The organism is Pseudomonas sp. SMSB3, from assembly GCF_052041965.1.
Taxonomy (GTDB): domain Bacteria; phylum Pseudomonadota; class Gammaproteobacteria; order Pseudomonadales; family Pseudomonadaceae; genus Aquipseudomonas.
This window is the reverse complement of sequence record NZ_JBKGGV010000006.1, coordinates 242,172-265,030: the sequence shown is the minus strand read 5'-3', so window position 1 is coordinate 265,030 and position 22,859 is coordinate 242,172. Positions and strand designations below refer to the sequence as shown.

Here is a 22,859-nt window from a genome sequence, read left to right as displayed (position 1 = left end):
AAAAAAGCGCTCCGCAGTCGGGTCCTACATACCGACCACCGCGTGCGGCACGTAGGGCGCCTCGAGGCGGGCGACTTCTTCAGCGCTCAACTGCAGTGCCAAGGCCGCCACGGCATCATCGAGCTGAGCGACTTTCGAGGCACCGACAATCGGGGCAGAGACGCCGCGCTTGGCCAGCACCCAGGCCAGCGCCACCTGGGCCATCGGCACCCCGCGCTCGACGGCGATCTGTTCGACCACATCGATGACGCGGCCGTCCTGCGCCTCGGTGTTCTGGTAGAACGACTGGCCCGAGACATCGGTGCGGGTGCGCTGCGTCTGCTGACCGTGGGGGCGGGTCAGGCGGCCGCGGGCCATCGGGCTCCAGGGCATCAGGCCAACGCCTTGATCGAGGCACAGCGGGATCATCTCGCGCTCTTCTTCACGGTAGATCAGGTTCAGGTAGTTCTGCATCGACACGAAGCGGCTCCAGCCGTTGCTCGCTGCCACGTGCTGGGCCTTGGCGAATTGCCAGGCGTACATCGATGAGGCCCCGATGTAACGCGCCTTGCCGGCACGCACCACGTCGTTCAATGCCTCCATGGTTTCCTCGATCGGCGTGAGCGGGTCCCAGCGGTGGACCTGGTACAGGTCGATGTAATCAGTGCCCAGCCGCGTCAGGCTGGCATCGATGTTGGCCATGATCGCCTTGCGCGACAGGCCTTTTTCATTAGGTCGGTCGCTGCCTTCCCACATGTTGGCGGGGAAGAACACTTTGGTGGCGATCACGGTGTCCTCGCGCCGAGTGAACGCCTTGAGCAATTTGCCAAGAATGATCTCCGACGTGCCGGCCGAGTAGCTGTTGGCAGTATCGAAGAAGTTGATCCCCTGTTCCACGGCATGGCGGATGATCGGGCGGCTGTCAGCCTCGTTCAGGGTCCAGGGATGGGTGCCGGCAGCTGGCTCGCCAAAGGTCATGCAACCCAGGCAGAGCCGCGAAATGTCCAGCCCCGTGTTGCCCAATTTGACGTACTGCATATGCTGCTCCCAAGGGTTGTAAAGCGTTGGAGGGGAGCTTACTGCGCGCGTTCAGTTGCGAAAATTCCAGATAGCTGCACATGGAGTCTGCATAAATTCACAAGCGCAGTAACGGCTTGACCTGCTCTTGCAAGAAGTCGGTCACTGCCTTGATGCGCGGCGTGTTGCGCACATCCTCGTGCACGGCCAGCCAGATCTCGATGCTCATGGCCTGGTCTTCACGACCGGCGTCCGCCAGCCCATGCTCCAGGGCCATGAATGCCGGCAAGCAAGCGATGCCCACGCCACCGGCCGCCGCCTGGGCCTGGATGCGCAGGTCGTTGCTTTGCAACACCAACGGCTGCTCGCCGCGTTGGCGGTTAAGCCACTGTTGCTGCGGCGAGCGGGCCTGTGAAGCGTCGTAGCCGATGTAGCGACCAGGGCTGCTGCTGCGCAGGTAGCCAGGCGAAGCGTACAGGCGGTAATCCAGGTAACCCAGCAGGCTGGCCACCAAGGTGGGCTCGGTCGGCCTGGCGAGCGTGATGCTGATGTCAGCCTCACGGCGGGCCAGCGAGGCGCGCGATTTGCTGCCGACCAGGCGCAGGCGCAGCTGCGGATAACGCTGGGCCAAACTGCCCAGGTGTCGGGCAATGATGCTGCCCAGCAGCGCCGGCGGTGCGGCCAGCACCACTTCACCTTCCACGCGTTGCTGGCCGGCCGTGGCGAAGTGCTCCAAGGCGAACGACGACTGCGTCATCTGCTCGGCGTATTCGCCCACGCGCCGCCCCTGTTCGGTCAATGCATAGGCCCTGGCCCTGCGATCGACCAATTTGAGCTGTAACGCGGCCTCCAGCGCGGCGATCCGCCGGGCCACGGTGGCATGGTCGACCCCCAGCTGCTTGGCTGCCGCCGAGAGCGAGCCGGTGCTGATGAACGCAGCGAAATGCCGCAGGTTTTCCCAATCGATCATGGCGGACCTCAAAGATGCAGCGCACATGATAAGCCCTAAGCGGTCGAGTGCTGCGATGAAACCGGTTTCATCATCATTTGGAACCGGCTAGAGTACGCGGCTTTCAAAAGCGGCAGCCGCTGATCCCTGACCAGAGGGAAGCTGGAACTGCCCTGAAAGCCGATGAGGATTCCACATGTCTGACCATGCACCCGACCACCCGAGGCGGGACTTTCTGCGCAAGACGCTGACCTTGATACCGGTGGTCACCGTGGCCAGCACGGGGCTGGGCGCGAGCCAGCTGCTCGCAGAGCCGGTGCACGCCCCAGCCGCACCGCGCAAGGTACCTGCCACGCCGCCGCCCAGCGACTACCAGCCCACGTTCTTCACCGCCGAAGAGTGGGCGTTCGTGCAAGCGGCAGTGGCACGCTTGATTCCCGCCGATGATCTCGGCCCTGGCGCCCTGGAAGCCGGTGCTGGCGAGTTCATCGACCGCCAGATGAACACGCCTTATGCCACCGGCGCCCTGTGGTACATGCAAGGCCCATTCAATGCCGATGCCGCCCCGGAGCTTGGCTACCAGATGCAGCTCAACCCGCAGCAGATCTACCGTCTGGGGATCGCCGCGGCCGATGCCTGGTGCAAGGACAGCAGCGGCAAAGCCTTCGCCGCCCAAGACAGCGCTACCCAGGATAAAGTTCTATCGGCGATCGAGGCGGGCGACATCGCCTTCGAGCAGGTGCCGGCCAAGCTGTTTTTCAGCCTGTTGCTGCAAAACACCCGCGAAGGTTTTTTCTGCGACCCCATCCACGGCGGTAACAAAGGCATGGTCGGCTGGACTCAAGTGGGCTTCCCCGGTGCTCGGGCCGATTTCATGGACTGGGCCGAACGCAACGAGCCGTACCCGTTCCCGGCCGTTTCGATTCGTGGGGAGAGGGCATAAGCATGGCTAATGCATTGAAGAAGGTCGACGCGGTGATCGTCGGCTTCGGCTGGACCGGCGCGATCATGGCCAAGGAGCTTACCGAGGCCGGCCTCAACGTGGTGGCGCTGGAGCGCGGGCCGATGCAGGACACCTATCCTGATGGCAGCTACCCGCAGGTGATCGACGAGCTGACCTACAGCATTCGCAAGAAGCTGTTCGTCGACGTCTCGAAAGAAACCGTGACCATCCGTCACAGCGTCAATGACGTAGCGCTGCCCAATCGTCAGCTCGGCGCGTTCTTGCCCGGCAAGGGCGTGGGCGGCGCCGGCCTGCACTGGTCGGGCGTGCACTTTCGTGTGGACCCGATCGAGTTGCGCATGCGCAGCCACTACGAAGAACGCTACGGCAAAAGCTTCATTCCACAAGACATGACCATCCAGGACTTCGGCGTCAGCTATGAAGAGCTGGAGCCGTACTTCGATTTCGCCGAAAAAGTCTTCGGTACCTCCGGCCAGGCCTGGACCGTGCAAGGCAAGCTGGTCGGCGAAGGGAAGGGCGGCAACCCCTACGCACCCGACCGCTCCAACCCGTTCCCGCTGCCGGCGCAGAAGAACGTGGTGTCTGCGCAGCTGTACGCCAAGGCTGCTGCAAGCCTGGGCTACAAGCCGTACAACCTGCCGTCTGCCAACACCTCAGGGCCGTACACCAACCCATACGGGGCGCAGATGGGGCCGTGCAACTTCTGCGGCTTCTGCAGTGGCTACGTCTGCTACATGTACTCCAAGGCCTCGCCGAACGTGAACATTCTGCCGGCGTTGCGCCAGGTGCCGAACTTCGAGCTGCGCGCCAACGCCCACGTGCTACGGGTCAACCTCGATGACAGCAAGCGCAAGGCCACCGGGGTCACCTACATCGATGCCCAGGGCCGTGAAGTGGAGCAGCCTGCGGACATCGTCATCCTCGCTGCCTTCCAGTTCAACAACGTGCGCCTGATGCTGCTTTCGGGCATCGGCAAGCCCTATGACCCAGTGAAAAACGAAGGCGTGGTCGGGCGTAACTTCGCCTATCAGAACATGGGCACGGTGAAGGCCTTCTTCGACAAGAACACCTATACCAACAACTTCATCGGTGCCGGCGGCAACGGCGTGGCCATCGACGATTTCAACGCCGACAACTTCGACCATGGCCCGCATGGCTTCGTCGGTGGCTCGCCGATGTGGGTCAACCAGGCCGGAACCCGGCCGATTGCCGGGGGCGGCACGCCACCAGGCACGCCCGCGTGGGGCAGCGCCTGGAAGAAGGCTACCGCCGACTACTACACCCACCAGGTGTCGATGGACGCCCACGGGGCCCACCAGTCCTACCGCGGCAACTACCTCGACCTGGACCCCACCTACCGCGATGCGTACGGCCAGCCGTTGCTGCGCATGACCTTCGACTGGCAGGAAAACGACATCAAGATGAACCAGTTCATGGTCGACAAACTGAGCAAGATCGCCCAGGCGATGAACCCGACATCCATCGCCGTGCTGGGCAAGAAGGTCAAGGAACACTTCAACACCGCCAACTACCAGACTACCCACCTGAACGGCGGGGCAATCATGGGCACCGATCCACGCACCAGCGCGCTCAACCGCTACCTGCAGAGCTGGGACGTGCACAACGTGTTCGTGCCGGGCGCTTCGGCATTCCCCCAAGGCCTGGGCTACAACCCCACCGGGCTGGTGGCGGCCTTGACCTACTGGTCGGCGCGGGCGATCCGCGAGCAGTACCTGAAAAACCCTGGCCCGCTGGTTCAGGTTTGAGGAGCGATGCACATGAAAAATCTGTTGATCGCCTCTTTACTGCTCGGCAGCGCCGCCAGCCATGCCGATGACGCCCTGATCAAGCAAGGCCAATACCTCGCCCGTGCCGGCGACTGCGTTGCCTGCCACACCGCCAAGGACGGCAAGCCGTTCGCTGGCGGTCTGCCGATGCAAACCCCGATCGGCACGGTGTACTCCACCAACATCACCCCGCATGCCAGCGGCATCGGCAACTACAGCTTCGCCGACTTCGACAATGCCGTGCGCAAGGGCATCGCCAAGGACGGCAGCACGCTGTATCCGGCCATGCCGTACCCGTCCTATGCGCGGGTAAGCGATGCCGACATGCAGGCGCTGTATGCCTATTTCATGCACGGGGTGGCACCTGTGGAGCAAGCCAACAAGCCGACCGACATTCCCTGGCCCTTGAGCATGCGCTGGCCGCTGTCGATCTGGCGTGGGCTGTTCGCCCCCGAGGTCAAGGCCTGGCAGGCCCCAAGTGGTGCGGACCCGGTGGTCAGCCGCGGCGCGTATCTGGTCGAAGGCCTGGGCCACTGTGGCGCTTGCCATACGCCGCGAGCGTTGACCATGCAGGAAAAAGCCCTGAGCCCGGCCGACGGCGAGCAGTTTCTGGCCGGCAGCGCGCCGCTTGAAGGTTGGATCGCCAAGAGCCTGCGCGGCGATCACAAGGACGGCTTGGGCAGCTGGAGCGAAGAGCAACTGGTGCAGTTCCTCAAGACCGGCCGCAGTGACCGCAGTGCAGTGTTCGGGGGTATGAGCGATGTGGTCGAGCACAGCCTGCAACACCTCAGCGACGACGACCTGACGGCCATCGCCCGTTACCTCAAGACGCTGCCGCCAAGCAATACCGACGACCAACCGCATGCGTATGACCAGCAGGTAGCCGATGCCTTGTGGAAAGGCGACGACAGCAAGGCGGGTGCCTCGGTGTACATCGACAACTGCGCGGCCTGTCACCGCACCGATGGCCACGGTTATACCCGGGTGTTCCCGGCGCTGGCGGGCAACCCGGTGGTGCAGACAGCCGATGCGACATCGTTGATCCACATCGTACTGGCAGGCGGGACGCTGCCTGCAACCCACACGGCACCGTCGAAATTCACCATGCCGGCGTTCGGCTGGCGGTTGAGCGATCAGGAGGTGGCTGACGTGGTGAACTTCATTCGCACCAGCTGGGGTAACCAGGCCGCCAAGGTAAGTGCCAAGGACGTGAAAGATTTGCGCTGAGGACCGAGGAGCACGTGGTAGAGCACCGGTTTTGCCAGTGCTCGCCTAGAGATTAATGCTTCACCCAACAAGACGTGTTTAAACAATAGGTTACGAGGTTTATTTGATGTAAATTATGGCGTTCGAGTATGCCTCCCGACCAGCGGAGGGTTGACGGACGCCATCGGTTTTGCTGTATTGAAACCGGTTTCATACGATGTCGCCTACAACAACCACAAGGGGCTTCGCCGTGACAGATTCAGCATCGCCTGCCCGCGGGCGGGTGACCATCAGTGAGGTGGCGCGAGTGGCCGGTGTGTCCAAGGCCACGGTTTCGCGATACATCGGCGGCGACCGCCAGCTCCTGGCCGACGCTACCGCCAAGCGTCTGGAAGAAGTCATCGAGCGCCTAGGCTACCGCCCCAACCAGATGGCCCGCGGCCTCAAGCGCGGCCAGACGCGGCTGATCGGCATGCTCGTGGCCGACATTCTCAATCCCTACTCAGTGGCCGTGATGCACGGCGTGGAAACGGCCTGCCGCCAGCATGGCTACAGCCTGGTGGTGTGCAACACCAACCGCGACGATGAGCAGGAGCGTCATCACCTGACCGCCCTGCAGTCCTACAACGTCGAAGGGCTGATCGTGAACACCCTGGGCCGTCACCAAGGCGAGCTGCTCAACCTGCAACGTGACATTCCCCTGGTGCTGGTCGACCGGCAGCTGCCTGAGCTGAACGTCGACCTGGTCGGGCTGGACAACGCCGATGCCGTCGAGCAGGCCCTGGACCATCTGCAGGCCCAAGGGTATCGCGATATCCTCGCCGTCACCGAGCCGCTCGATGGCACCAGCTCGCGCCAGGAACGAGTGGCAGCCTTCGGCGCCTCGATCAGCAAACGTAACGGCATGCGCCAGCAACTGTTGGAACTCGATGCCAGCCTGCCAGCACGGCTCGGCGCTTTCCTCGGCAGCCGCGGCCATGGCCCGCAAGCGATCTTCACCTTCAACGGCGTCGCTACCTTGGCCGTTACCCGCGTGCTGCACGAATCGGGCTGCAAGCTGTTCGACGACGTCGGGCTGATCGCGCTGGACGAGCTGGACTGGTATCCCTTGGTCGGCAGCGGTATCACCGCGCTGGCCCAACCGACCAACCGCATCGGCGTCGCGGCCTTCGAGTGCCTGCTCGAGCGCCTGCGCGGTAGCATCGAAGCGCCCAAGCGCATCGCGTTCAAAGCATCGCTGATTACCCGAGGTTCTACCCAACGCCCAACCTGATCACCGGGCAGCACCGCTGCCCATGCATTTCAACAAAAATGAAACCGGTTTCATAAGGACAACAACAATGCACCCGAACCCCGTTTCCATCAGCCTTTCCAGCTACGGCGCAGACCTTGTACGCCAACGTGGCCAGGCCAGCTTCATCCCACTGCTTGTGGCGGCCGGTGTCCGCCGCATCGAGTTGCGCGAGGAGTTATTCGACGCACCTGTCGATGCTGCCGCCTTGCGCCAGGCCGTCGTCAGGTCTGGCCTTGAAGCCTTGTACTCTTCACCGCTCGAGCTGTGGACCCGCGCTGGCCAGCCCGACCCGCAGTTGCCGACCAAACTTGCCCAGGCCAAGGCGCTAGGGGCGGTGGCGCTGAAGGTGTCGCTCGGTCACTACCACGAACGCTGCCAACTGCCGGCCTTGCAGGCCATGCTCGGCGAGGGCGGGCCTCTGCTGCTGGTCGAGAATGACCAGACTGTGCAAGGCGGGCGGATCGAGCCCATGCTGCGTTTCTTCCAGCATGCCGAGGGTTGGGGATTGCCGCTGGGCATGACCTTCGATATCGGCAATTGGCAATGGCAGGGCGAGTCAGCGCTGCAGGCGGCGCGGCAACTGGGCCGCTGGGTGCGCTACGTGCACTGCAAGGCGGTCCAGCGTGGCGCTGACGGTCGTTTGCACGCAGTCGTGCCCAAGGCCGATGATCTGCAGGCCTGGCAAGGGTTATTCGAGGAATTCACCCCAGGCCTGATTCGGGCAGTGGAGTACCCGCTGGTCAGCGACGACCTGCTGGCCGTGACCCGCGCCCAGGTGCAAACCCTTGGCAGCTTGGGCTTGACACTTGGCGCAGGCGAGGAGGTGAGCCATGCGTGAGCATGACGTGTTGTGCTTCGGCGAGACCATGGCCATGTTCGTCGCCGAGCAAGCCGGTGACCTTGCCCAGGTTGGCGCCTTCAGCAAGCGCATTGCGGGCGCTGACAGCAACGTTGCCATTGGTCTGGCACGCCTGGGCTTTGCCGTGCGCTGGCTGAGCCGGGTCGGGGATGACTCGCTAGGGCGCTTCGTACTCGCCAGCCTGCGCCGGGAAGGGTTGGACTGCGGCAGTGTCGAGATCGACGCCGGCTGTCCGACCGGTTTCCAGCTCAAAAGCCGCTGCGACGATGGCAGCGACCCTGCCGTCGAGTACTTCCGCGCAGGTTCGGCCGCCAGCCGCATGTCCACTGCGCTGCTGTCACCCACACTGCTCAAGGCCCGCCACCTGCACGCTACGGGCATACCGCCAGCGCTGTCGAGCAGCTGCCGCGCGCTGTCTCATGCGCTGATCGACAGCATGCGCGCAGCCGGGCGTACGGTGTCGTTCGACCCCAACCTGCGCCCTGCGCTGTGGCCAGATCAGCCCAGCATGGTCCGCGAGATCAACGCCCTGGCCGTCAAGGCGCAGTGGGTACTACCAGGTCTGGAAGAGGGCCGGCTGCTCACCGGGCAACGCACCCCTGCCGATATCGCCGCTTTCTACCTCGACCAGGGGGTAGAGCACGTGGTGATCAAGCTCGGCGACACCGGTGCCTATTACCGCAACCAACGCGAAGCAGGGCAGGTCGCGGCCGTACCGGTGGCCAAAGTGGTCGACACGGTTGGCGCCGGCGATGCCTTTGCCGTGGGCGTGGTCAGTGCGCTGCTCGAAGGTCGCGCGCTGGTCGAGGCGGTGGCCCGAGGCAATTGGTGCGGCAGCCGCGCGGTGCAGTCGCGCGGCGACATGGAAGGCTTGCCCAGCCGCAGCGAACTGCAAGCGCACGAACTGCGCAGAAGTGCCTGAAACTCTGATCGCCGGCATGCCGGCCCTGTTGCGACAAAAACAACACGCTCAGGAGCACCCTTCATGCAATCGACTCGCCTCGCACCACGCCGCTGGTGGTACATCATCCCGATCGTCTTCATCACCTACAGCCTGGCCTACCTGGACCGCGCCAACTACGGCTTCGCCGCTGCATCCGGCATGGCCGATGACCTGAAGATCACCCCCGTGCTGTCTTCGCTGCTGGGGGCGCTGTTCTTCCTTGGTTATTTCTTCTTTCAGGTCCCCGGCGCGATCTACGCCGAAAAACGCAGCGTGAAGAAACTGATCTTCGTCAGCCTGATCCTCTGGGGCGGCCTGGCGACCCTGACCGGCATGATCAGCAACGTCTACCTGCTGATCGCCATTCGCTTTTTGCTCGGCGTGGTCGAGGCGGCGGTCATGCCGGCCATGCTGGTGTACCTGTGCCACTGGTTCACCCGAGCCGAGCGCTCGCGCGCCAACACCTTCCTGATGCTGGGCAACCCGGTGACCATCCTGTGGATGTCGGTGGTGTCCGGCTACCTGATCAAGCACTTCGACTGGCGCTGGATGTTCATCATCGAAGGCCTGCCGGCGGTACTCTGGGCGTTCATCTGGTGGCGCCTCGTAGATGATCGCCCGGCGCAGGTGCAGTGGTTGAGCGAGCAGGACAAAACCCAGCTGCAACAGGCCCTGGCCGCAGAGCAGCAGGGCATAAAACCGGTAAAGAACTACCGTGAAGCGTTTCGCTCGCCGCAGGTCATCGTGCTGTCGCTGCAGTACTTCTGCTGGAGCATTGGCGTGTATGGCTTCGTGCTGTGGCTGCCTTCGATTCTCAAGCAAGCGGCCAATGTCGACATCGTCGAGGCCGGCTGGCTGGCCTCGGTGCCTTACATGGCGGCGGTGATCGGCATGATCGGGGTGTCCTGGGCTTCGGACCGTTTGCAAAAGCGCAAGCGCTTCGTGTGGCCGCCATTGCTGATCGCCGCAGTAGCGTTCTATGGCTCCTACGCGTTGGGCACCGAGCATTTCTGGTTGTCGTATGCGCTGTTGGTGATCGCCGGGGCCTGTATGTACGCCCCTTACGGACCATTCTTCGCCATCGTCCCGGAAATCTTGCCAAGCAACGTGGCCGGTGGGGCCATGGCATTGATCAACAGCATGGGCGCGCTGGGTTCGTTCGGCGGCTCGTGGCTGGTCGGCTACCTCAATGGCGCCACCGGCGGGCCGGGCGCCTCGTACCTGTTCATGTCGGGAGCGCTGCTGGCGGCGGTGGCGCTCACGGCCGTGTTGAAAACCTCTCAGACTCCCGGCCGGGCGCAACGCGGCGGGCCACGTCTGGCCATGAGCCAATAGGAAACTGTCATGAAAAAACGTGTGGTCTTATACAAACGCTTGTCGCCAGCCCTGTTGGCGCAACTCGAGCAGCAGGTCGAGGTGACCTGGGTCGATACCAGCGCCGCCGACGGCCTGGCGCGCTTGCGCGACGCCTTGCCCGGCGCCCACGGGCTGCTCGGCGCCAGTCTGCGCCTGGACGCTGGATTGCTCGACCTGGCGCCGCAGCTGCAAGTGATCGCCAGCGTGTCGGTTGGGGTCGACAACTACGACATTGAAGCGCTGACCCGGCGCGGCATCATGCTCACCAACACCCCCGACGTGCTGACCGAAACCACCGCTGACACAGGATTGGCCTTGTTGCTGGCCACGGCGCGGCGCGTGGTCGAGCTGGCCAATTGGGTGCGCGACGGGCACTGGCAGGCCAGCCTCGGACCGGCGCATTTTGGCAACGACGTGCACGGCAAGCGCATCGGTATCGTCGGTATGGGCCGGATCGGCCAAGCCGTGGCGCGACGGGCAGCAGCCGGGTTCGGCATGCAGGTGCTGTACCACAGCAGCCGGCCGAAACCTGAGGTGGAAGCTCGCTATTCGGCGCGCTATTGCGACCTCGATACCTTGTTGGCCGAGGCAGACTATGTGTGCCTGACAGTGCCGCTCAGTGCAGCCACCGAGAAGCTGATCGGTGCCCGCGAGCTAGCCTTGATGAAGCCTGAAGCCATTCTGGTGAACATCGCCCGGGGACGTGTGGTCGATGAGGCGGCGCTGCTGGTTGCGTTGCAGGAAAAACGCATCCGTGGCGCAGGCCTGGATGTGTTCGTGCAGGAACCGTTGCCGGCCGACTCGCCATTGCTGCGGCTGGAGAACGTAGTGGCAACCCCGCACATCGGCTCGGCCACCCACGAAACCCGTGAAGCCATGGCCCGCTGCGCCGTGGATAACCTGCTGAGCGCCCTGGCGGGGCAACGGCCGGCGAACGTGGTCAATTGACCCCACGAACGGCCTGGAAAATTTATTTTCCAGGCCGTGCCACTTTTTCGACGTTTCTATACTCCCATCCAAAGTGATTAATTCTTTGTGGTAGGGAGTGCCAAGAAAATGCCGCTGACGTTTACGCCGCAACAGCAGTTGCGGACCTGCGTGATGCAGGCGCTGTGCCCGCGGGCCGGCGAGCTGATAACCCTGATCGATCAGGCGCTGTCAGCGCAGAGCGCGGTATGCGAGCCGGAAGTGCTGTCGGAAACCCTGTTGCTGCGCATCGAGGACATGGTCGCCAACAAGCCCCAGGCTACTGCATTTTTTGCCTATCTGCTGCATGCCTGGAGCAAGGAAGGCTACCTGTCGCAGCAAAGCGTCACCGGCCTGTACATGATCGGCAAGGCGTTGCACGGCACGCACTGAGTCCGCGACCGGCGTCAGTGACCGCCTTTCATGCGCCGCGCTACCAAGAAGATCAGCAACCCGGCAACGGCCGTGGCGGCGCCGATGTAGCCGGTGCTGGTCCAACCCAGGCCGGCCGTGATGGCCATACCCCCCAACCACGGGCCCAGGGCATTGGCCAGATTGAACGCGGCATGGTTGGAGGCAGCGGCCAGGCTTGGCGCCTCATGGGCGATGTCCATCAGGCGAATCTGCAACGGCGCGGCCAGGGCGATCATGGTACCGACCAGGCCAATGCCCAGCAGCACCGACCACAGCGCATGAGCGGCGAAGGTGAAGAACAACAGCACGGCGGCCGACCACACCAGCACGATGCCCACTGCGCGGAACTGCAAGCGGTCGAACAGCTTGCCACCGGCGATGTTGCCGATGATGCCCCCGGCGCCAAACGCGGCCAGACCGAACGGAATCCACTCAGGCGCCACTCCAGTCACCTGCAGCATGGTCGGGGCCAGGTAGCTGAACACGCAGAACATACCGGCAAAGCCGACTGCCGCGATGCCCAGCGCCATCCACACCTGCGGCAGGGCGAAGGCTTGCAACTCCTTGCGGGGGTCACTGCGCGGCTCGTCGCGCCGCTGCGGTACATAGCGCCACACCAAGGCGATGGTGCACAGGGCAATGGCGCCGACCAGCACGAACGCCGAGCGCCAGCCGAAGAACTGGCCAAGGAAGGTCGCCACAGGGTTACCCAGCAGCATCGCCAGGGTCAGGCCCATCATCACCCGCGCCACCGCCCCGGCGCGCTGGTTGCTCGCTACCATGCTCGAGGCTACCACCGCGGCGATCCCGAAGTAGGCGCCGTGGGGCAAGCCGCTGATGAAGCGGAACGCGACCATGCTGGCGAACGAGGGGGCGAAGGCAGTGGCGAGGTTGCCGATGGCGTACAGGGCCATCAGCAACAGCAGCATGTGCTTGCGCAGCAGCTTGGCGCCGAGGATCGCCAGCGCTGGCGCGCCAACCACCACACCAAGGGCGTAGGCGCTGATGGCATGGCCTACTTGCGGCTCGCTCAGGTGCAGGTTGCTGGCGATATCGGGCATCAAGCCCATGATGGCGAACTCGCCAGTGCCGATGGCGAAGCTGCCGAGCGCCATAGCCGCTTCCATTCGGGCGATATCGCCCTTGGTCGCGGCGAGCGGCGGTATTTGCTGAACAGACATTGCGGTCCCTTATGAAACATACTGAAACGTTTAATGCGGGATCATAGCATTGCCATTGCCCAGCCTGGGGCATCACTCAGCCATCTGCAGTTCGGGCAACTTCACCTTGAAAGCCTTGGTCAAGCCAAGCAGGCAGGTGAACCCGGCCGCCATCCAGCACAGGCCAATGGTGAATGACAGGCTCGACAGGCTGGTCCACAGCCAGATCGTGCTGAGAAAGCCCAGCCCGGGAATCACGCCATACAGCACCTGGTTGCGCAGCCCGCGCAATTGCTGGTCGACCAGGTAATGCTTGACCACCGCCAGGTTCACCGCGGAAAAGGCGAACAAGGCGCCGAAGCTGATCATGTTGGCCACGGTGTCGAGGGTGATGAACAGGGCGATCAGCGACAGCAGGCTGGCCAGCAGGATCGCCGTGGCCGGCACCCGCTTGCGCGTTGCCAGGCGGCCGAACACCCTCGGCAGCGCGCCGTCGCGGCCCATGGCGAACAGCACCCGTGACACGCTGGCTTGCGACACCATTGCCGAGGCGAAGCAGCCCGCCACGTAGGTGGCGGTGAAGGCGGTTACCAGCAGTTCGCCACCGACCCGGCGCATGACATCGACCGAGGCGGAGTCGGGGTCGGCAAAGCTCGCCCAGTCAGGAAACACCAGCTGAGCGAAGTACGACACCAGCAAGAACAGCAGGCCACCGATCAACGACACCGCCATGATCGCCCGTGGTATGCGCCGGGTAGGGTCGCGGGTTTCCTCGGCCATGGTCGATACCGCATCGAACCCCAGAAACGACAGGCACAGCACCGCCGCCCCGGTCATGATCAACGGCACGCTGAAACCCTCATGGTGCAACGGCGCCAACAGCGACACCGGCGCTGTCTGACCACCCAGGTGGCGCAACGACAGGGCCACGAACACCACGATGAACACCAGTTGGGCAACCACCAGTATCCAGTTGACCCGAGTGATCGACTCGATGCCGATGAGGTTGAGAAAGGTCACCAGGGCAATCGAGCCCGCGACCCAGACCCAGGCGGGCACGGCCGGGAAGTACTCGGCCAGGTAGATGCCGATCAGCAGGTAGCTGAGCAATGGCAAGAAGATGTAGTCGAGCAGCAGGGTCCACCCGGCCATGAACCCAAAGTGGCTGCCAAAGGCTTTGCGTGTGTAGGTGTAGACCGAGCCTGAGTACGGGTGGGCCTGGACCATGCGCCCGTAGCTGTAGGCGGTGAGCAGCATGGCGGCGAGGGTCAGGACGTAGGCCAGGGGCAGGTGGCCCTTGGTCATCTGGGTGACCAGCCCGTAAGTGGTGAATACTGCCAGCGGCACCATGTAGGCGAGGCCGAACAGCACCAGGGCGGTCAGGCTCATGGACGGGCGGAAGGTGCTGCGAGGGAGGGCGGACGAGGCTGGGTGCTGGGGTTGAGCTGTAGTTGTTGTTGTATGCATAGCTAACTCCTGAAAGAGGATGCAGGAAGCCGCAGCAGGCGAGCGCGGCTCGCTACTGGCAAGGGGAGTCGGGTGCAGGCTTGGTTCAGGTGGGGCCGTTGCATGCTCCCACACCCCGGCAAGGGCCGAAATCACCCTTTCGGGGGAGCATTTTTTTCCTCTGCAGGAGGCAGGAAAAAGCTGGTTTCGCCGTCACTTGCGCTGCGCCAAGAATGACCTCCCGAAACCCAACCAGCAGACCGCTCAGACGGTCGTCAGGAGTGTCTATGCACGATCTCGGATACTGGCAGCAACGCGCCTCAGCCCTCAGTTTGCCAGACAAGGCGCTGATCGGCGGGCGCAAGGTGAACGCCGTCAGTGGCGCTACGTTCGATGCCATCGACCCGGCCAGCAACCACGTGCTGGCGCGCGTCGCCGCCAGTGATACGGCCGAGGTCGATCTGGCGGTAGGCGCGGCGCGGCGCGCCTTCGAACAGGGCCCGTGGGCACGCATGGCTCCGCTCGAGCGCAAGAACGTGCTGCTGCGCCTGGCCGAACTGATCATGGCCCACCGCGAAGAACTGGCGCTGCTCGATTCGCTGAACATGGGCAAGCCCGTCATGGATGCCTACAGCATCGACGTGCCGGGCTCGGCGCAGGTCTTCGCCTGGTACGGCGAGGCGCTGGACAAACTGTACGATCAGGTCGCGCCTACCGCCGCCAATGCCCTGGCCACCATCACCCGCGAAGCGTTGGGTGTGGTGGCGGCCGTGGTGCCGTGGAACTTCCCGCTCGACATGGCCGCCTGGAAGCTGGCCCCGGCCCTGGCTGCCGGCAACAGCGTGGTACTCAAGCCTGCCGAGCAATCACCGTTTTCGGCACTGCGCCTGGGCGAACTGGCGCTTGAAGCCGGGTTGCCCGAAGGTGTGCTCAACGTCTTGCCGGGGCTCGGCGAAACGGCGGGTCGAGCGCTAGGTCTGCACATGGACGTGGATTGCCTGGTGTTCACCGGCTCCACCCAGGTCGGTAAGTACTTCATGCAGTATTCGGCGCAATCCAACCTCAAGCAGGTGTGGCTCGAATGCGGTGGCAAAAGCCCCAACCTGGTATTCGCCGATTGCCAGGACCTTGACCTGGCCGCTGAGAAGGCAGCGTTCGGCATCTTCTTCAACCAGGGCGAAGTATGCTCGGCCAACTCGCGGCTGTACGTCGAGCGGTCGATTCATGACGCGTTCATCGAGCGCCTGCGCGAAAAAGCCCGCCTGTGGATGCCGGGCCACCCGCTGGACCCGGCCAGCCGTGCCGGTGCCATCGTCGATGCCGCGCAAACCACGCGCATTGTGCGGGCGATCGAGCAGGCACAGGCGCAGGGCGCGCAGCTCGTCTGTGGTGGTCAGCGCCTGCGCATCGGCGCCTCGAGCAACTACATCGAACCGACCGTGTTTGCTGGCGTCGACAACGCCATGGACCTGGCCCGTGAAGAAGTCTTCGGGCCAGTGCTGGCGGTCAGCGCCTTCGACAGCGAAGCGCAGGCCGTGGCGCTGGCCAATGACAGCGTGTATGGCCTGGCGGCGTCGGTGTGGAGTGATGACCTCAACCGCGCACACCGCGTGGCGCGAGCGCTCAAGGCCGGGACGGTGTCGGTCAACACGGTCGATGCGCTGGATGTCAGCGTGCCGTTCGGCGGCGGCAAGCAGTCTGGCTTCGGCCGTGACTTGTCGCTGCACGCGTTCGACAAGTACTCGCAGTTGAAGACCACCTGGTTCCAGCTGCGCGGTTGAGCGCAGCCGGCTGTGCCTGTGCTACAGCAAGTGCTGCAGACTGGCCAGGATGGTGTGGGCATCGTAGGGCTTGCGCACCACGGGGATGTGCTTGAGGTGCTCGGGAATGCTCGCGCCATCTCCATAGCCGGTCGCGAACAAGAACGGCACGCTGCGGCGCACCAGCTCGTCGGCCACGCTTACCGAAGTCCCGGTGCCCAGGTTGATATCGAGAATGGCCGCATCCGGCGTGCGCCCGCTGAGCAAGCGTAGCGCTTCGTCTTCGCTGCCTGCGGTGATCACATCGTTGATCTGCGCGTCGTTGAGGATCTGCTCCAGGCCGACGGCGATCACCAATTGGTCTTCCAGAATCAGTACGCACACGTCGGCGCGGGCGGCGAAGTCTGCGCCGGGTGCCATGGCAGCATCGGTCGCCGCTGTAGATTCCAAGGACTCGGCCACCGACAGGTGCTTGGCGGGGATGCGGAAGTTGCCCACCAGACCCTCTGGTAGATATTCGACGTGGCTGACGCCGCCCAGGTCGAAGGGAATGCTGCGATCGATCAGCACGGTGCCAAAGCCGCTGCGGCTCGGGGGCAGCACCGCAGGACCGCCGCTCTCGCGCCAGGTAATCTCGCAGGCGCTGCCGGCATCGACTACCCAGCTCACGTTCAATTTGCCGCCAGCCCGTGAAAGCGCGCCGTACTTGGCCGCATTGGTCGCCAATTCGTGCAGCACCAGGGCCATCACCGAATAGGCGCGGGCATCGAGGATCACGTTCGGCCCGCTCACTTCGATGGCCTCGGCCGAGGTGCGGTAGGGCGAGAGTTCTGCGTCGAGCAAGGCGCTCAGGCGACCGCCGCCATCACCGCGCACGACCTGATCGTGGGCCAGTGACAGGGCATGGATACGCCCCCTGAGGGTCTTTACGTAATCTTTGAGGGTTTGTTGTTCGGTGGTGGGATGGGACACCAATGCGCCGATCAGCGACAGGATATTCTTGACCCGATGATTGAGTTCTTCATTGAGGATACGCTGGCGCACTTCGGCCTTGGAGCGCTCGTTGGCCAACAGTTCGCTGTTGTGCAGCGCCACCTCGACGATGGCTGAGCGGATCGCTTCGCCGAACTGGCGGTCCTGTTCATCCCAGGGCACGCACTGCTGGTGCACGGTTTCTTTCCAGATCGCAAAGCTCTTGCGCGGGGTCAGGCGGTCACCGTGGGCGCCGCTGGCGTACGTCTTGTTAGGGTCGCCGGCCCAGTCCAAGGTGGTGACCACTTCCTTGCGGAACAGCAGCAAGTAGTCACGCGGCTGCAGCGACATGGGGATCACCAGCATGCCGGAGACGTCGGTGGCGTAGGTCACGGCCGCAGGGTGCACCGTTGACAGCCAGTGCGACGCCCAGGTCTTGCCTTCGCTGACCGATTCGGCCAGGCGCAGCAGGTCCGGTACCGCCGTGCGAGGCGGCGTCAGTCCGGACGATGACCAACGGCCATTGAACGACATGCCAATGCCGTCGCAGGGGATCAGCGACTTGAACGCGTCCAGGCGAGCGTGGAATACCGTCTCCAGGTCGGTCGTGTGGTTGGCGTCGCGCAGCAGCGCCTCGAGCGCATGGTGTACGTTGACCGCCGCTTCCAGGTTGTGCCGCGTGCGCAGGGTCTCGATATGCAATGAAAAGAACTCACCGAACATCTCCGCCGCCAGGCGTTGGCCCATGCTGAGCGTGCGAGGAGAATAGTGGTGGCAAGCGATCAGCCCCCAGAGCGCACCGTTGACGATCACCGAGATCGACATCGAGGCGCCGACGCCCATGTTGCTCAGGTACTCGCAGTGGATCGGCGAAACGCTTCGCAAATGCGCATAGGACAGGTCCAGCGGTTCGCCTGATAGATCCAGCAGAGGCTCGATGGCGACGGTCTGGAACTGGCTGTCGGCAATCACCCGGATCAGATTGCGCAAATACAGCGCGCGGGCCTGCTGGGGAATATCGGAGGCAGGAAAATACTGGCCAAGGAAACTTTCCAGGTCGCTGCGCTTGGCTTCGGCCACCACCTTGCCGGCGCCGTCGGCGCCCAATTGGTAGATCATGACGCGGTCATAGCCAAGCAGCGCGCGCAGAAACCGTGCTGCGTCGCGAAAAAGCTTGCCGGTCTGGTCGATTTCGCGCAACTGGGCGATCAGCGTGCGTGCCAGTTCGATGGGTTCGGCAATGCTACCCCCGGCAGGCTCGAACTCGATGATCGCGTTGCCCTTGTACACGTGGGCGCAGATATCCACGGTCTGCCCCGAAGGCAGCATGGCGGCGAATGTCTGCGCAGGGCGCCCGCCCTCACGGGTACGCGCCAACGAATTGCGCACCTCATGCGCAAGCTCGTCGCCAAGAATAGCGTGAAGTTTCCGGCCGTTGATCGGGCCGCTGATGCCCAGCATCTGGGCGAGGTTGGCCGAGTGGCGCAGCACGGTACTGGCCGATGCATCGCAGGCCAGCAGGCAGCCATGGGGTTGTATGCTGCCTGGGATCTGGATTGGTTCGCGATCGCAGTTGGTCAGGTTTACCTGAGGTTCCGAGGTCATTGAGCCCTTGCCAAGAGAATGAAATGTCGGCCACCCGCGACGAGGGTTGCCTGCTGCTGCGTACAGTACAGCATCGACTGCTGTAATCGGGTAGTGGTGCGATAAATCTTTGTCCGCCGTAGCACCTCAAGAGTACAGATGTACTCTCGTCGGGAAATGCACACCTGGACCGCATTTCAGTGCATCATCCGCATCCTCGCCGCTTCGGAACTGCCTGATGAATCGCCCGCTGTTTGTTTCTCTGGATGGGCCCAAGGGCACTGGCAAGACTACGCTGCTCGAGGCCCTGACGCAGGCGCTGCGGGCCGATAAGCGCAAGGTCATTCGCCTGTGCGAACGCAAGAGCGACCCTTTTCGCGCTGACACCATGGCGTTGGTCAACCAGCAGGCGCGACAGCCCTCGCGAGCGCTGGAGCTGCAGGTGTGCGAGCGCCTGGCGCGCAGCCGCGCCTGGATCAGCGAGCAGGTGTTGCCCAAGCAGCCGTTGCACAGCATCATCCTGATCGACCGTTGGTACCCCTCCGATGCAGCCTTCAGGCGCGGCGTGCCCTTCGACGAGGTCCTGCGGCTGAACCTCGACGCCCACGTGCGCGTGCCCGATCTGCACGTCGGTGTCGTTACCGCGCCGGACCTGTCCTGGGCGCGGGCTACTGCGCGGCCGCGTGGGCTGGCCAGCACGGTTACCTTCAGACTTGAAGAGCAGATTGCTGCCACCGAGGCCTTCGAGCAGGCCGCTGTGGCCCAGGGTTGGCTGTTGTGTCGCAACGAAGGTTCGCTGCAGCAGGCCACCGAGCAATTGCTGGCAGCGATCACGGCCGTCGCCGATCAGCGCCTGTTCATGCAACTGCCTCTACCTGCCGCCAATTAGCGTCTATGTTTTCTAGGCAGAGCGAAACGGCGGCTTGGCCGAACACCTTACATTTTCACCCTTGAGTATCTGGATGGAGTGGTCATGCAACAGCTACCGCCGGACGAAACCATTCGGGCCGCCTTGAAAAAATCCCATGACCGGCTTCACCGCCAGCACGAGCTGGTGGTCGAGTTTGGCGTCATGTCGCTGAAAGTCGACGACCTTGACCGATTGCTCACCCAGGCTTGCGTGGTGGTGGCCGACGGCATGAGTACGCGCTTCGCCAAGGTGCTGCAGCCGCTCGCCGACAGCGAAGACTATGTGCTTTCCCACGGAGTGGGTTGGGATGAAGACGATATCGGCCACGCCACCGTCGGCGCCGATATCGCCAGCCCAGCCGGGTACGCCCTGGCGACCTACCGCCCGGTGCTGTCCAATCATCTTGGGCTGGAGGAGCGCTTCCGCACCCCGGATCTTTTGAAGAAATACGGCATCGAGCGTGCCATCAACGTGCCGATTCGCGGCCCGCTCGGCCCGTTCGGGGTGCTGGAAGCCGACAGTAGCAATGGCGAGGACTTCGTCGAAAGCGACCTGGTGTTTCTCGAAGGCATCTCCAATGTCATCTCGTTGTCCGCCGAACGCATCGCGGCAGGCCTGGAAGCACCACATCCGGATCCTTATTCGGAGAGCTTCCTCAACGCAAGCCCGGACTGCGTGAAGATACTGTCGGCCGACGGGGCCATCGAGTTCATGAACGAACAGGGCCTGGCGCACATGCACCTGGCCGCGCTGAGCGATATCCAAGGCCAGTACTGGGTCAACCTGTGGCCGGCCGATGCCCAGCCATTGGTGGTCGAGGCCCTGACCAAGGTGCTGGCCGGAGAGACGGCAAGGTTCGAAGCGTGTCTGCCGACCGCCCCGCAGGAAGCCAAGTGGTGGGACGTCACGGTGGCACCGATTCTGGACAGCGAGGCTCAGGTGACGCGGATGATCGCGGTGTCGCGCGACATCACCGAGCGCCATGCCTACGAAGCGCGCCTGCTGTCGCTGATCGAGGCGCAGAATAGCCGGCAGGACGCCAGCGACCTGTACCTTGAAGAAATCGATCACCGGGTCAAGAACAGTCTGCACCTGGTCAATACCTTGCTGTTGCTACAGGCCAACCTGACCCCCGACAGCGCCGTCAAGCACCAGTTGGAAACTGCCGCCGGGCGGGTGGTGACCATCGCCAACGTGCACGAGCGGCTCTATCACGCCCATGGCAACCAAGGCGTGATGGCCAGGCCCTACCTGAGCGCCTTGCTGGGCGACCTGGGCAAGGCACTGGCCGATCGGCAGATCCTGTTGCAGGCCGACGACTTCGTGCTGCCGCCCGAGCGCATGGCGCCGTTGGGTCTGGTGATTTCCGAGTTGATCACCAATGCCTTGAAGTATGGCAAGGGCACCGTCGAGGTGTCTCTGCTGCATGCCGGCGATCATGTGCGGGTGACGGTCGAGGATGAAGGCGACGGTTTCCCCGATACCTACCCCAAACCGACGGGGACTGGGCTCGGCATGCGCCTGGTGAAAAGCTACTCGGGATACGGCAGTGCCGCGGTGAGCATCGAGAAACGCGAAGGCAAGAGCTGCATTCACGTGCGCTTCAAGCTCTGACCGCCACGGGTTGCGGGCCGCCAGTCAAAAACGTTATGGCTGGCATCGGGAACTGGTATTTCATGGGCCAGCGCCTGGCTGTTTAGCATCGTCGATGTCTTCCTGTCGACGAGAACAATAACGTGAACCTTGGAAAGATCATTACCCGCAGCGCCCGCTACTGGCCTGAGCGCCCGGCGGTGGCGGACCGTCAGCGGCGCCTGACCTACGCCGAGCTCGAGCGGCGCAGCAACCGCCTGGCATCGGGGCTTGGCGCGCTTGGCATCGGCGCCGGCGAGCACGTGGCGATCCTGGCCGCCAACCGCGTCGAGCTGGTGGAGGCGGAAGTGGCGTTGTACAAGGCGGCGATGGTCAAGGTGCCGATCAATGCGCGGCTGTCGCTCGATGAAGTGATCCGCGTGCTGGAAGACGCCTGTAGCGTTGCCCTGATCACCGACCACAGCTTCGCCCAGGCGCTGGACGAGCACCGCAGCGCACTGCCGCTGCTGCGCCACATCATCGCCCTGGAGGGCGACTGCGGTGACATCGCCTACTCGGCGCTGCTCGAGCGTGGCAGCGAGGTGCCGATGGCCCTCGACCCTGCCGACGACGCGCTGGCGGTGCTGCACTACACCTCCGGCAGCTCCGGGGTGCTGAAGGCCGCGATGCTGTCGTTCGGCAACCGCAAGGCGCTGGTGCGCAAGAGCATCGCGAGCCCGACCCGGCGCTCCGGCCCGGACGATGTCATGGCGCATGTCGGGCCGATTACCCATGCCAGTGGCATGCAGATCATGCCGCTACTGGCGGTGGGCGCCTGCAACCTGTTGCTCGAACGCTACGACGATCGCTTGCTGCTCGAGGCCATCGAACGCGAGCGGGTGACGCGCCTGTTCCTGGTGCCGGCGATGATCAACCGCCTGGTCAATTATCCGGGGGTCGAGGGCTTCGATTTGTCCAGCCTGAAGCTGGTCATGTACGGTGCAGCGCCCATGCCGGCGGCACTGGTCAAGCGCGCCATCGAGCTGTTCGGGCCGATTCTGGCCCAGGGCTACGGCGCCGGGGAGACCTGCTCGCTGGTCACGGTGCTGACCGAGCAGGACCATCTGGTCGAAAATGGCGATTACCAGCGTCTGGCCTCGTGCGGTCGCTGCTACTTCGAGACTGACCTGCGTGTGGTCAATGAAGCCTTCGAAGACGTGGGGCCAGGCGAGATCGGCGAGATCGTGGTCAAGGGCCCGGACATCATGCAGGGTTACTGGCGCGCGCCTGAGCTTACCGCCGAGGTGATGCGCGATGGCTATTACCTCACCGGCGACCTGGCCACGGTGGATGCCCACGGCTATGTGTTCATCGTCGACCGCAAGAAAGAAATGATCATTTCCGGCGGCTTCAACGTGTACCCCAGCGAAGTGGAGCAGGTGATCTACGCCTTCCCCGAGGTCTTCGAGGCGGCGGTGGTCGGTGTCCCCGACGAGCAGTGGGGCGAAGCGGTGCAGGCGGTGGTGGTGCTCAAGCCGGGCGCGCAGCTGCAGGCTGCCGAAGTGATCGAACGCTGCGGCCGCGCCCTGGCCGGTTTCAAGAAGCCCCGCGGCGTGGATTTCGTCAGCGAACTGCCCAAGAACCCCAACGGCAAAGTGGTGCGCCGCCTGGTGCGCGATCCCTATTGGCAACACAGCGAACGTCGAATCTGACCTGGGAGC

At 63.7% G+C, this 22,859-nt stretch carries 18 protein-coding genes; 13 read left to right on the top strand and 5 right to left on the bottom strand.

Annotation, left to right across the window (positions count from 1 at the left end; all coding sequences use genetic code 11):
- Positions 1 to 24: 24 nt before the first annotated feature.
- Complete coding sequence (locus tag ACLEJW_RS12885; RefSeq protein WP_313457480.1) at positions 25 to 1,017, bottom strand: aldo/keto reductase; 993 nt, start codon at positions 1,015 to 1,017, stop codon at positions 25 to 27.
- A gap of 97 nt (positions 1,018 to 1,114) precedes the next feature.
- Entirely contained in the window at positions 1,115 to 1,966 is an 852-nt protein-coding gene (locus ACLEJW_RS12880) for a LysR family transcriptional regulator (protein WP_145192753.1), read from the bottom strand.
- A gap of 175 nt (positions 1,967 to 2,141) precedes the next feature.
- Between ACLEJW_RS12880 and ACLEJW_RS12875 the strand changes: the two genes are divergently transcribed.
- The 9 genes from ACLEJW_RS12875 to ACLEJW_RS12835 all read left to right on the top strand — a co-directional run bounded on the left by ACLEJW_RS12875 (position 2,142) and on the right by ACLEJW_RS12835 (position 11,713).
- On the top strand, positions 2,142 to 2,888 hold the full coding sequence (locus ACLEJW_RS12875; protein ID WP_145192751.1) for a gluconate 2-dehydrogenase subunit 3 family protein: 747 nt from the start codon (positions 2,142 to 2,144) through the stop codon (positions 2,886 to 2,888).
- A gap of 2 nt (positions 2,889 to 2,890) precedes the next feature.
- On the top strand, positions 2,891 to 4,675 hold the full coding sequence (locus ACLEJW_RS12870; RefSeq protein ID WP_313298769.1) for a GMC family oxidoreductase: 1,785 nt from the start codon (positions 2,891 to 2,893) through the stop codon (positions 4,673 to 4,675).
- A gap of 12 nt (positions 4,676 to 4,687) precedes the next feature.
- Entirely contained in the window at positions 4,688 to 5,923 is a 1,236-nt protein-coding gene (locus tag ACLEJW_RS12865; protein WP_313457475.1) for a cytochrome c, read from the top strand.
- A gap of 229 nt (positions 5,924 to 6,152) precedes the next feature.
- The gene (locus tag ACLEJW_RS12860) at positions 6,153 to 7,175 is read left to right on the top strand and encodes a LacI family DNA-binding transcriptional regulator (RefSeq protein ID WP_145192745.1); all 1,023 of its coding nucleotides are present in this window, start codon (positions 6,153 to 6,155) and stop codon (positions 7,173 to 7,175) included.
- Between the two features lie 67 nt (positions 7,176 to 7,242).
- Positions 7,243 to 8,034: a sugar phosphate isomerase/epimerase family protein gene (locus ACLEJW_RS12855; RefSeq protein WP_440777678.1), complete on the top strand. Its 792-nt coding sequence runs from the start codon at positions 7,243 to 7,245 to the stop codon at positions 8,032 to 8,034.
- On the top strand, positions 8,027 to 8,977 hold the full coding sequence (locus tag ACLEJW_RS12850) for a sugar kinase (RefSeq protein WP_440777677.1): 951 nt from the start codon (positions 8,027 to 8,029) through the stop codon (positions 8,975 to 8,977). The genes ACLEJW_RS12855 and ACLEJW_RS12850 overlap by 8 nt, the downstream gene beginning before the upstream one ends.
- A 63-nt stretch (positions 8,978 to 9,040) precedes the next feature.
- Positions 9,041 to 10,333, top strand: coding sequence for an MFS transporter (locus ACLEJW_RS12845; protein ID WP_145192739.1), 1,293 nt, complete (start codon positions 9,041 to 9,043; stop codon positions 10,331 to 10,333).
- Between the two features lie 9 nt (positions 10,334 to 10,342).
- Positions 10,343 to 11,302 carry a 2-hydroxyacid dehydrogenase gene (locus tag ACLEJW_RS12840; RefSeq protein ID WP_440777676.1) on the top strand — a complete coding sequence of 320 codons (960 nt, stop codon included), beginning with the start codon at positions 10,343 to 10,345 and terminating at the stop codon, positions 11,300 to 11,302.
- A 108-nt stretch (positions 11,303 to 11,410) separates the two neighbouring features.
- A complete protein-coding gene (locus tag ACLEJW_RS12835; protein WP_145192735.1) occupies positions 11,411 to 11,713 on the top strand; it encodes a hypothetical protein in 303 nt (100 codons plus the stop codon).
- Between the two features lie 14 nt (positions 11,714 to 11,727).
- Here ACLEJW_RS12835 and ACLEJW_RS12830 read toward each other — a convergent pair whose 3' ends face one another.
- Together ACLEJW_RS12830 and ACLEJW_RS12825 are read right to left on the bottom strand one after the other, a co-directional pair.
- On the bottom strand, positions 11,728 to 12,915 hold the full coding sequence (locus ACLEJW_RS12830) for an MFS transporter (RefSeq protein ID WP_313298788.1): 1,188 nt from the start codon (positions 12,913 to 12,915) through the stop codon (positions 11,728 to 11,730).
- A 72-nt stretch (positions 12,916 to 12,987) separates the two neighbouring features.
- Positions 12,988 to 14,361 carry an APC family permease gene (locus ACLEJW_RS12825; RefSeq protein WP_440777675.1) on the bottom strand — a complete coding sequence of 458 codons (1,374 nt, stop codon included), beginning with the start codon at positions 14,359 to 14,361 and terminating at the stop codon, positions 12,988 to 12,990.
- Positions 14,362 to 14,627: 266 nt separating this feature from the next.
- Here ACLEJW_RS12825 and ACLEJW_RS12820 point away from each other — a divergent pair, with 266 nt between their 5' ends.
- The gene (locus ACLEJW_RS12820; protein WP_440777674.1) at positions 14,628 to 16,121 is read left to right on the top strand and encodes an aldehyde dehydrogenase; all 1,494 of its coding nucleotides are present in this window, start codon (positions 14,628 to 14,630) and stop codon (positions 16,119 to 16,121) included.
- A gap of 21 nt (positions 16,122 to 16,142) precedes the next feature.
- On the opposite strand, the gene ACLEJW_RS12815 is transcribed toward ACLEJW_RS12820, so the two are convergent.
- A complete protein-coding gene (locus ACLEJW_RS12815) occupies positions 16,143 to 18,677 on the bottom strand; it encodes an HWE histidine kinase domain-containing protein (protein WP_440777673.1) in 2,535 nt (844 codons plus the stop codon).
- 217 nt (positions 18,678 to 18,894) lie between these two features.
- Here ACLEJW_RS12815 and ACLEJW_RS12810 point away from each other — a divergent pair, with 217 nt between their 5' ends.
- From ACLEJW_RS12810 to ACLEJW_RS12800, 3 genes are all read left to right on the top strand, one after another.
- Positions 18,895 to 19,545 carry a dTMP kinase gene (locus ACLEJW_RS12810; RefSeq protein ID WP_145192727.1) on the top strand — a complete coding sequence of 217 codons (651 nt, stop codon included), beginning with the start codon at positions 18,895 to 18,897 and terminating at the stop codon, positions 19,543 to 19,545.
- Positions 19,546 to 19,629: 84 nt separating this feature from the next.
- A complete protein-coding gene (locus ACLEJW_RS12805; RefSeq protein WP_440777672.1) occupies positions 19,630 to 21,180 on the top strand; it encodes a sensor histidine kinase in 1,551 nt (516 codons plus the stop codon).
- Between the two features lie 122 nt (positions 21,181 to 21,302).
- Positions 21,303 to 22,850: an AMP-binding protein gene (locus ACLEJW_RS12800; RefSeq protein WP_440777671.1), complete on the top strand. Its 1,548-nt coding sequence runs from the start codon at positions 21,303 to 21,305 to the stop codon at positions 22,848 to 22,850.
- Positions 22,851 to 22,859 lie beyond the last annotated feature (9 nt).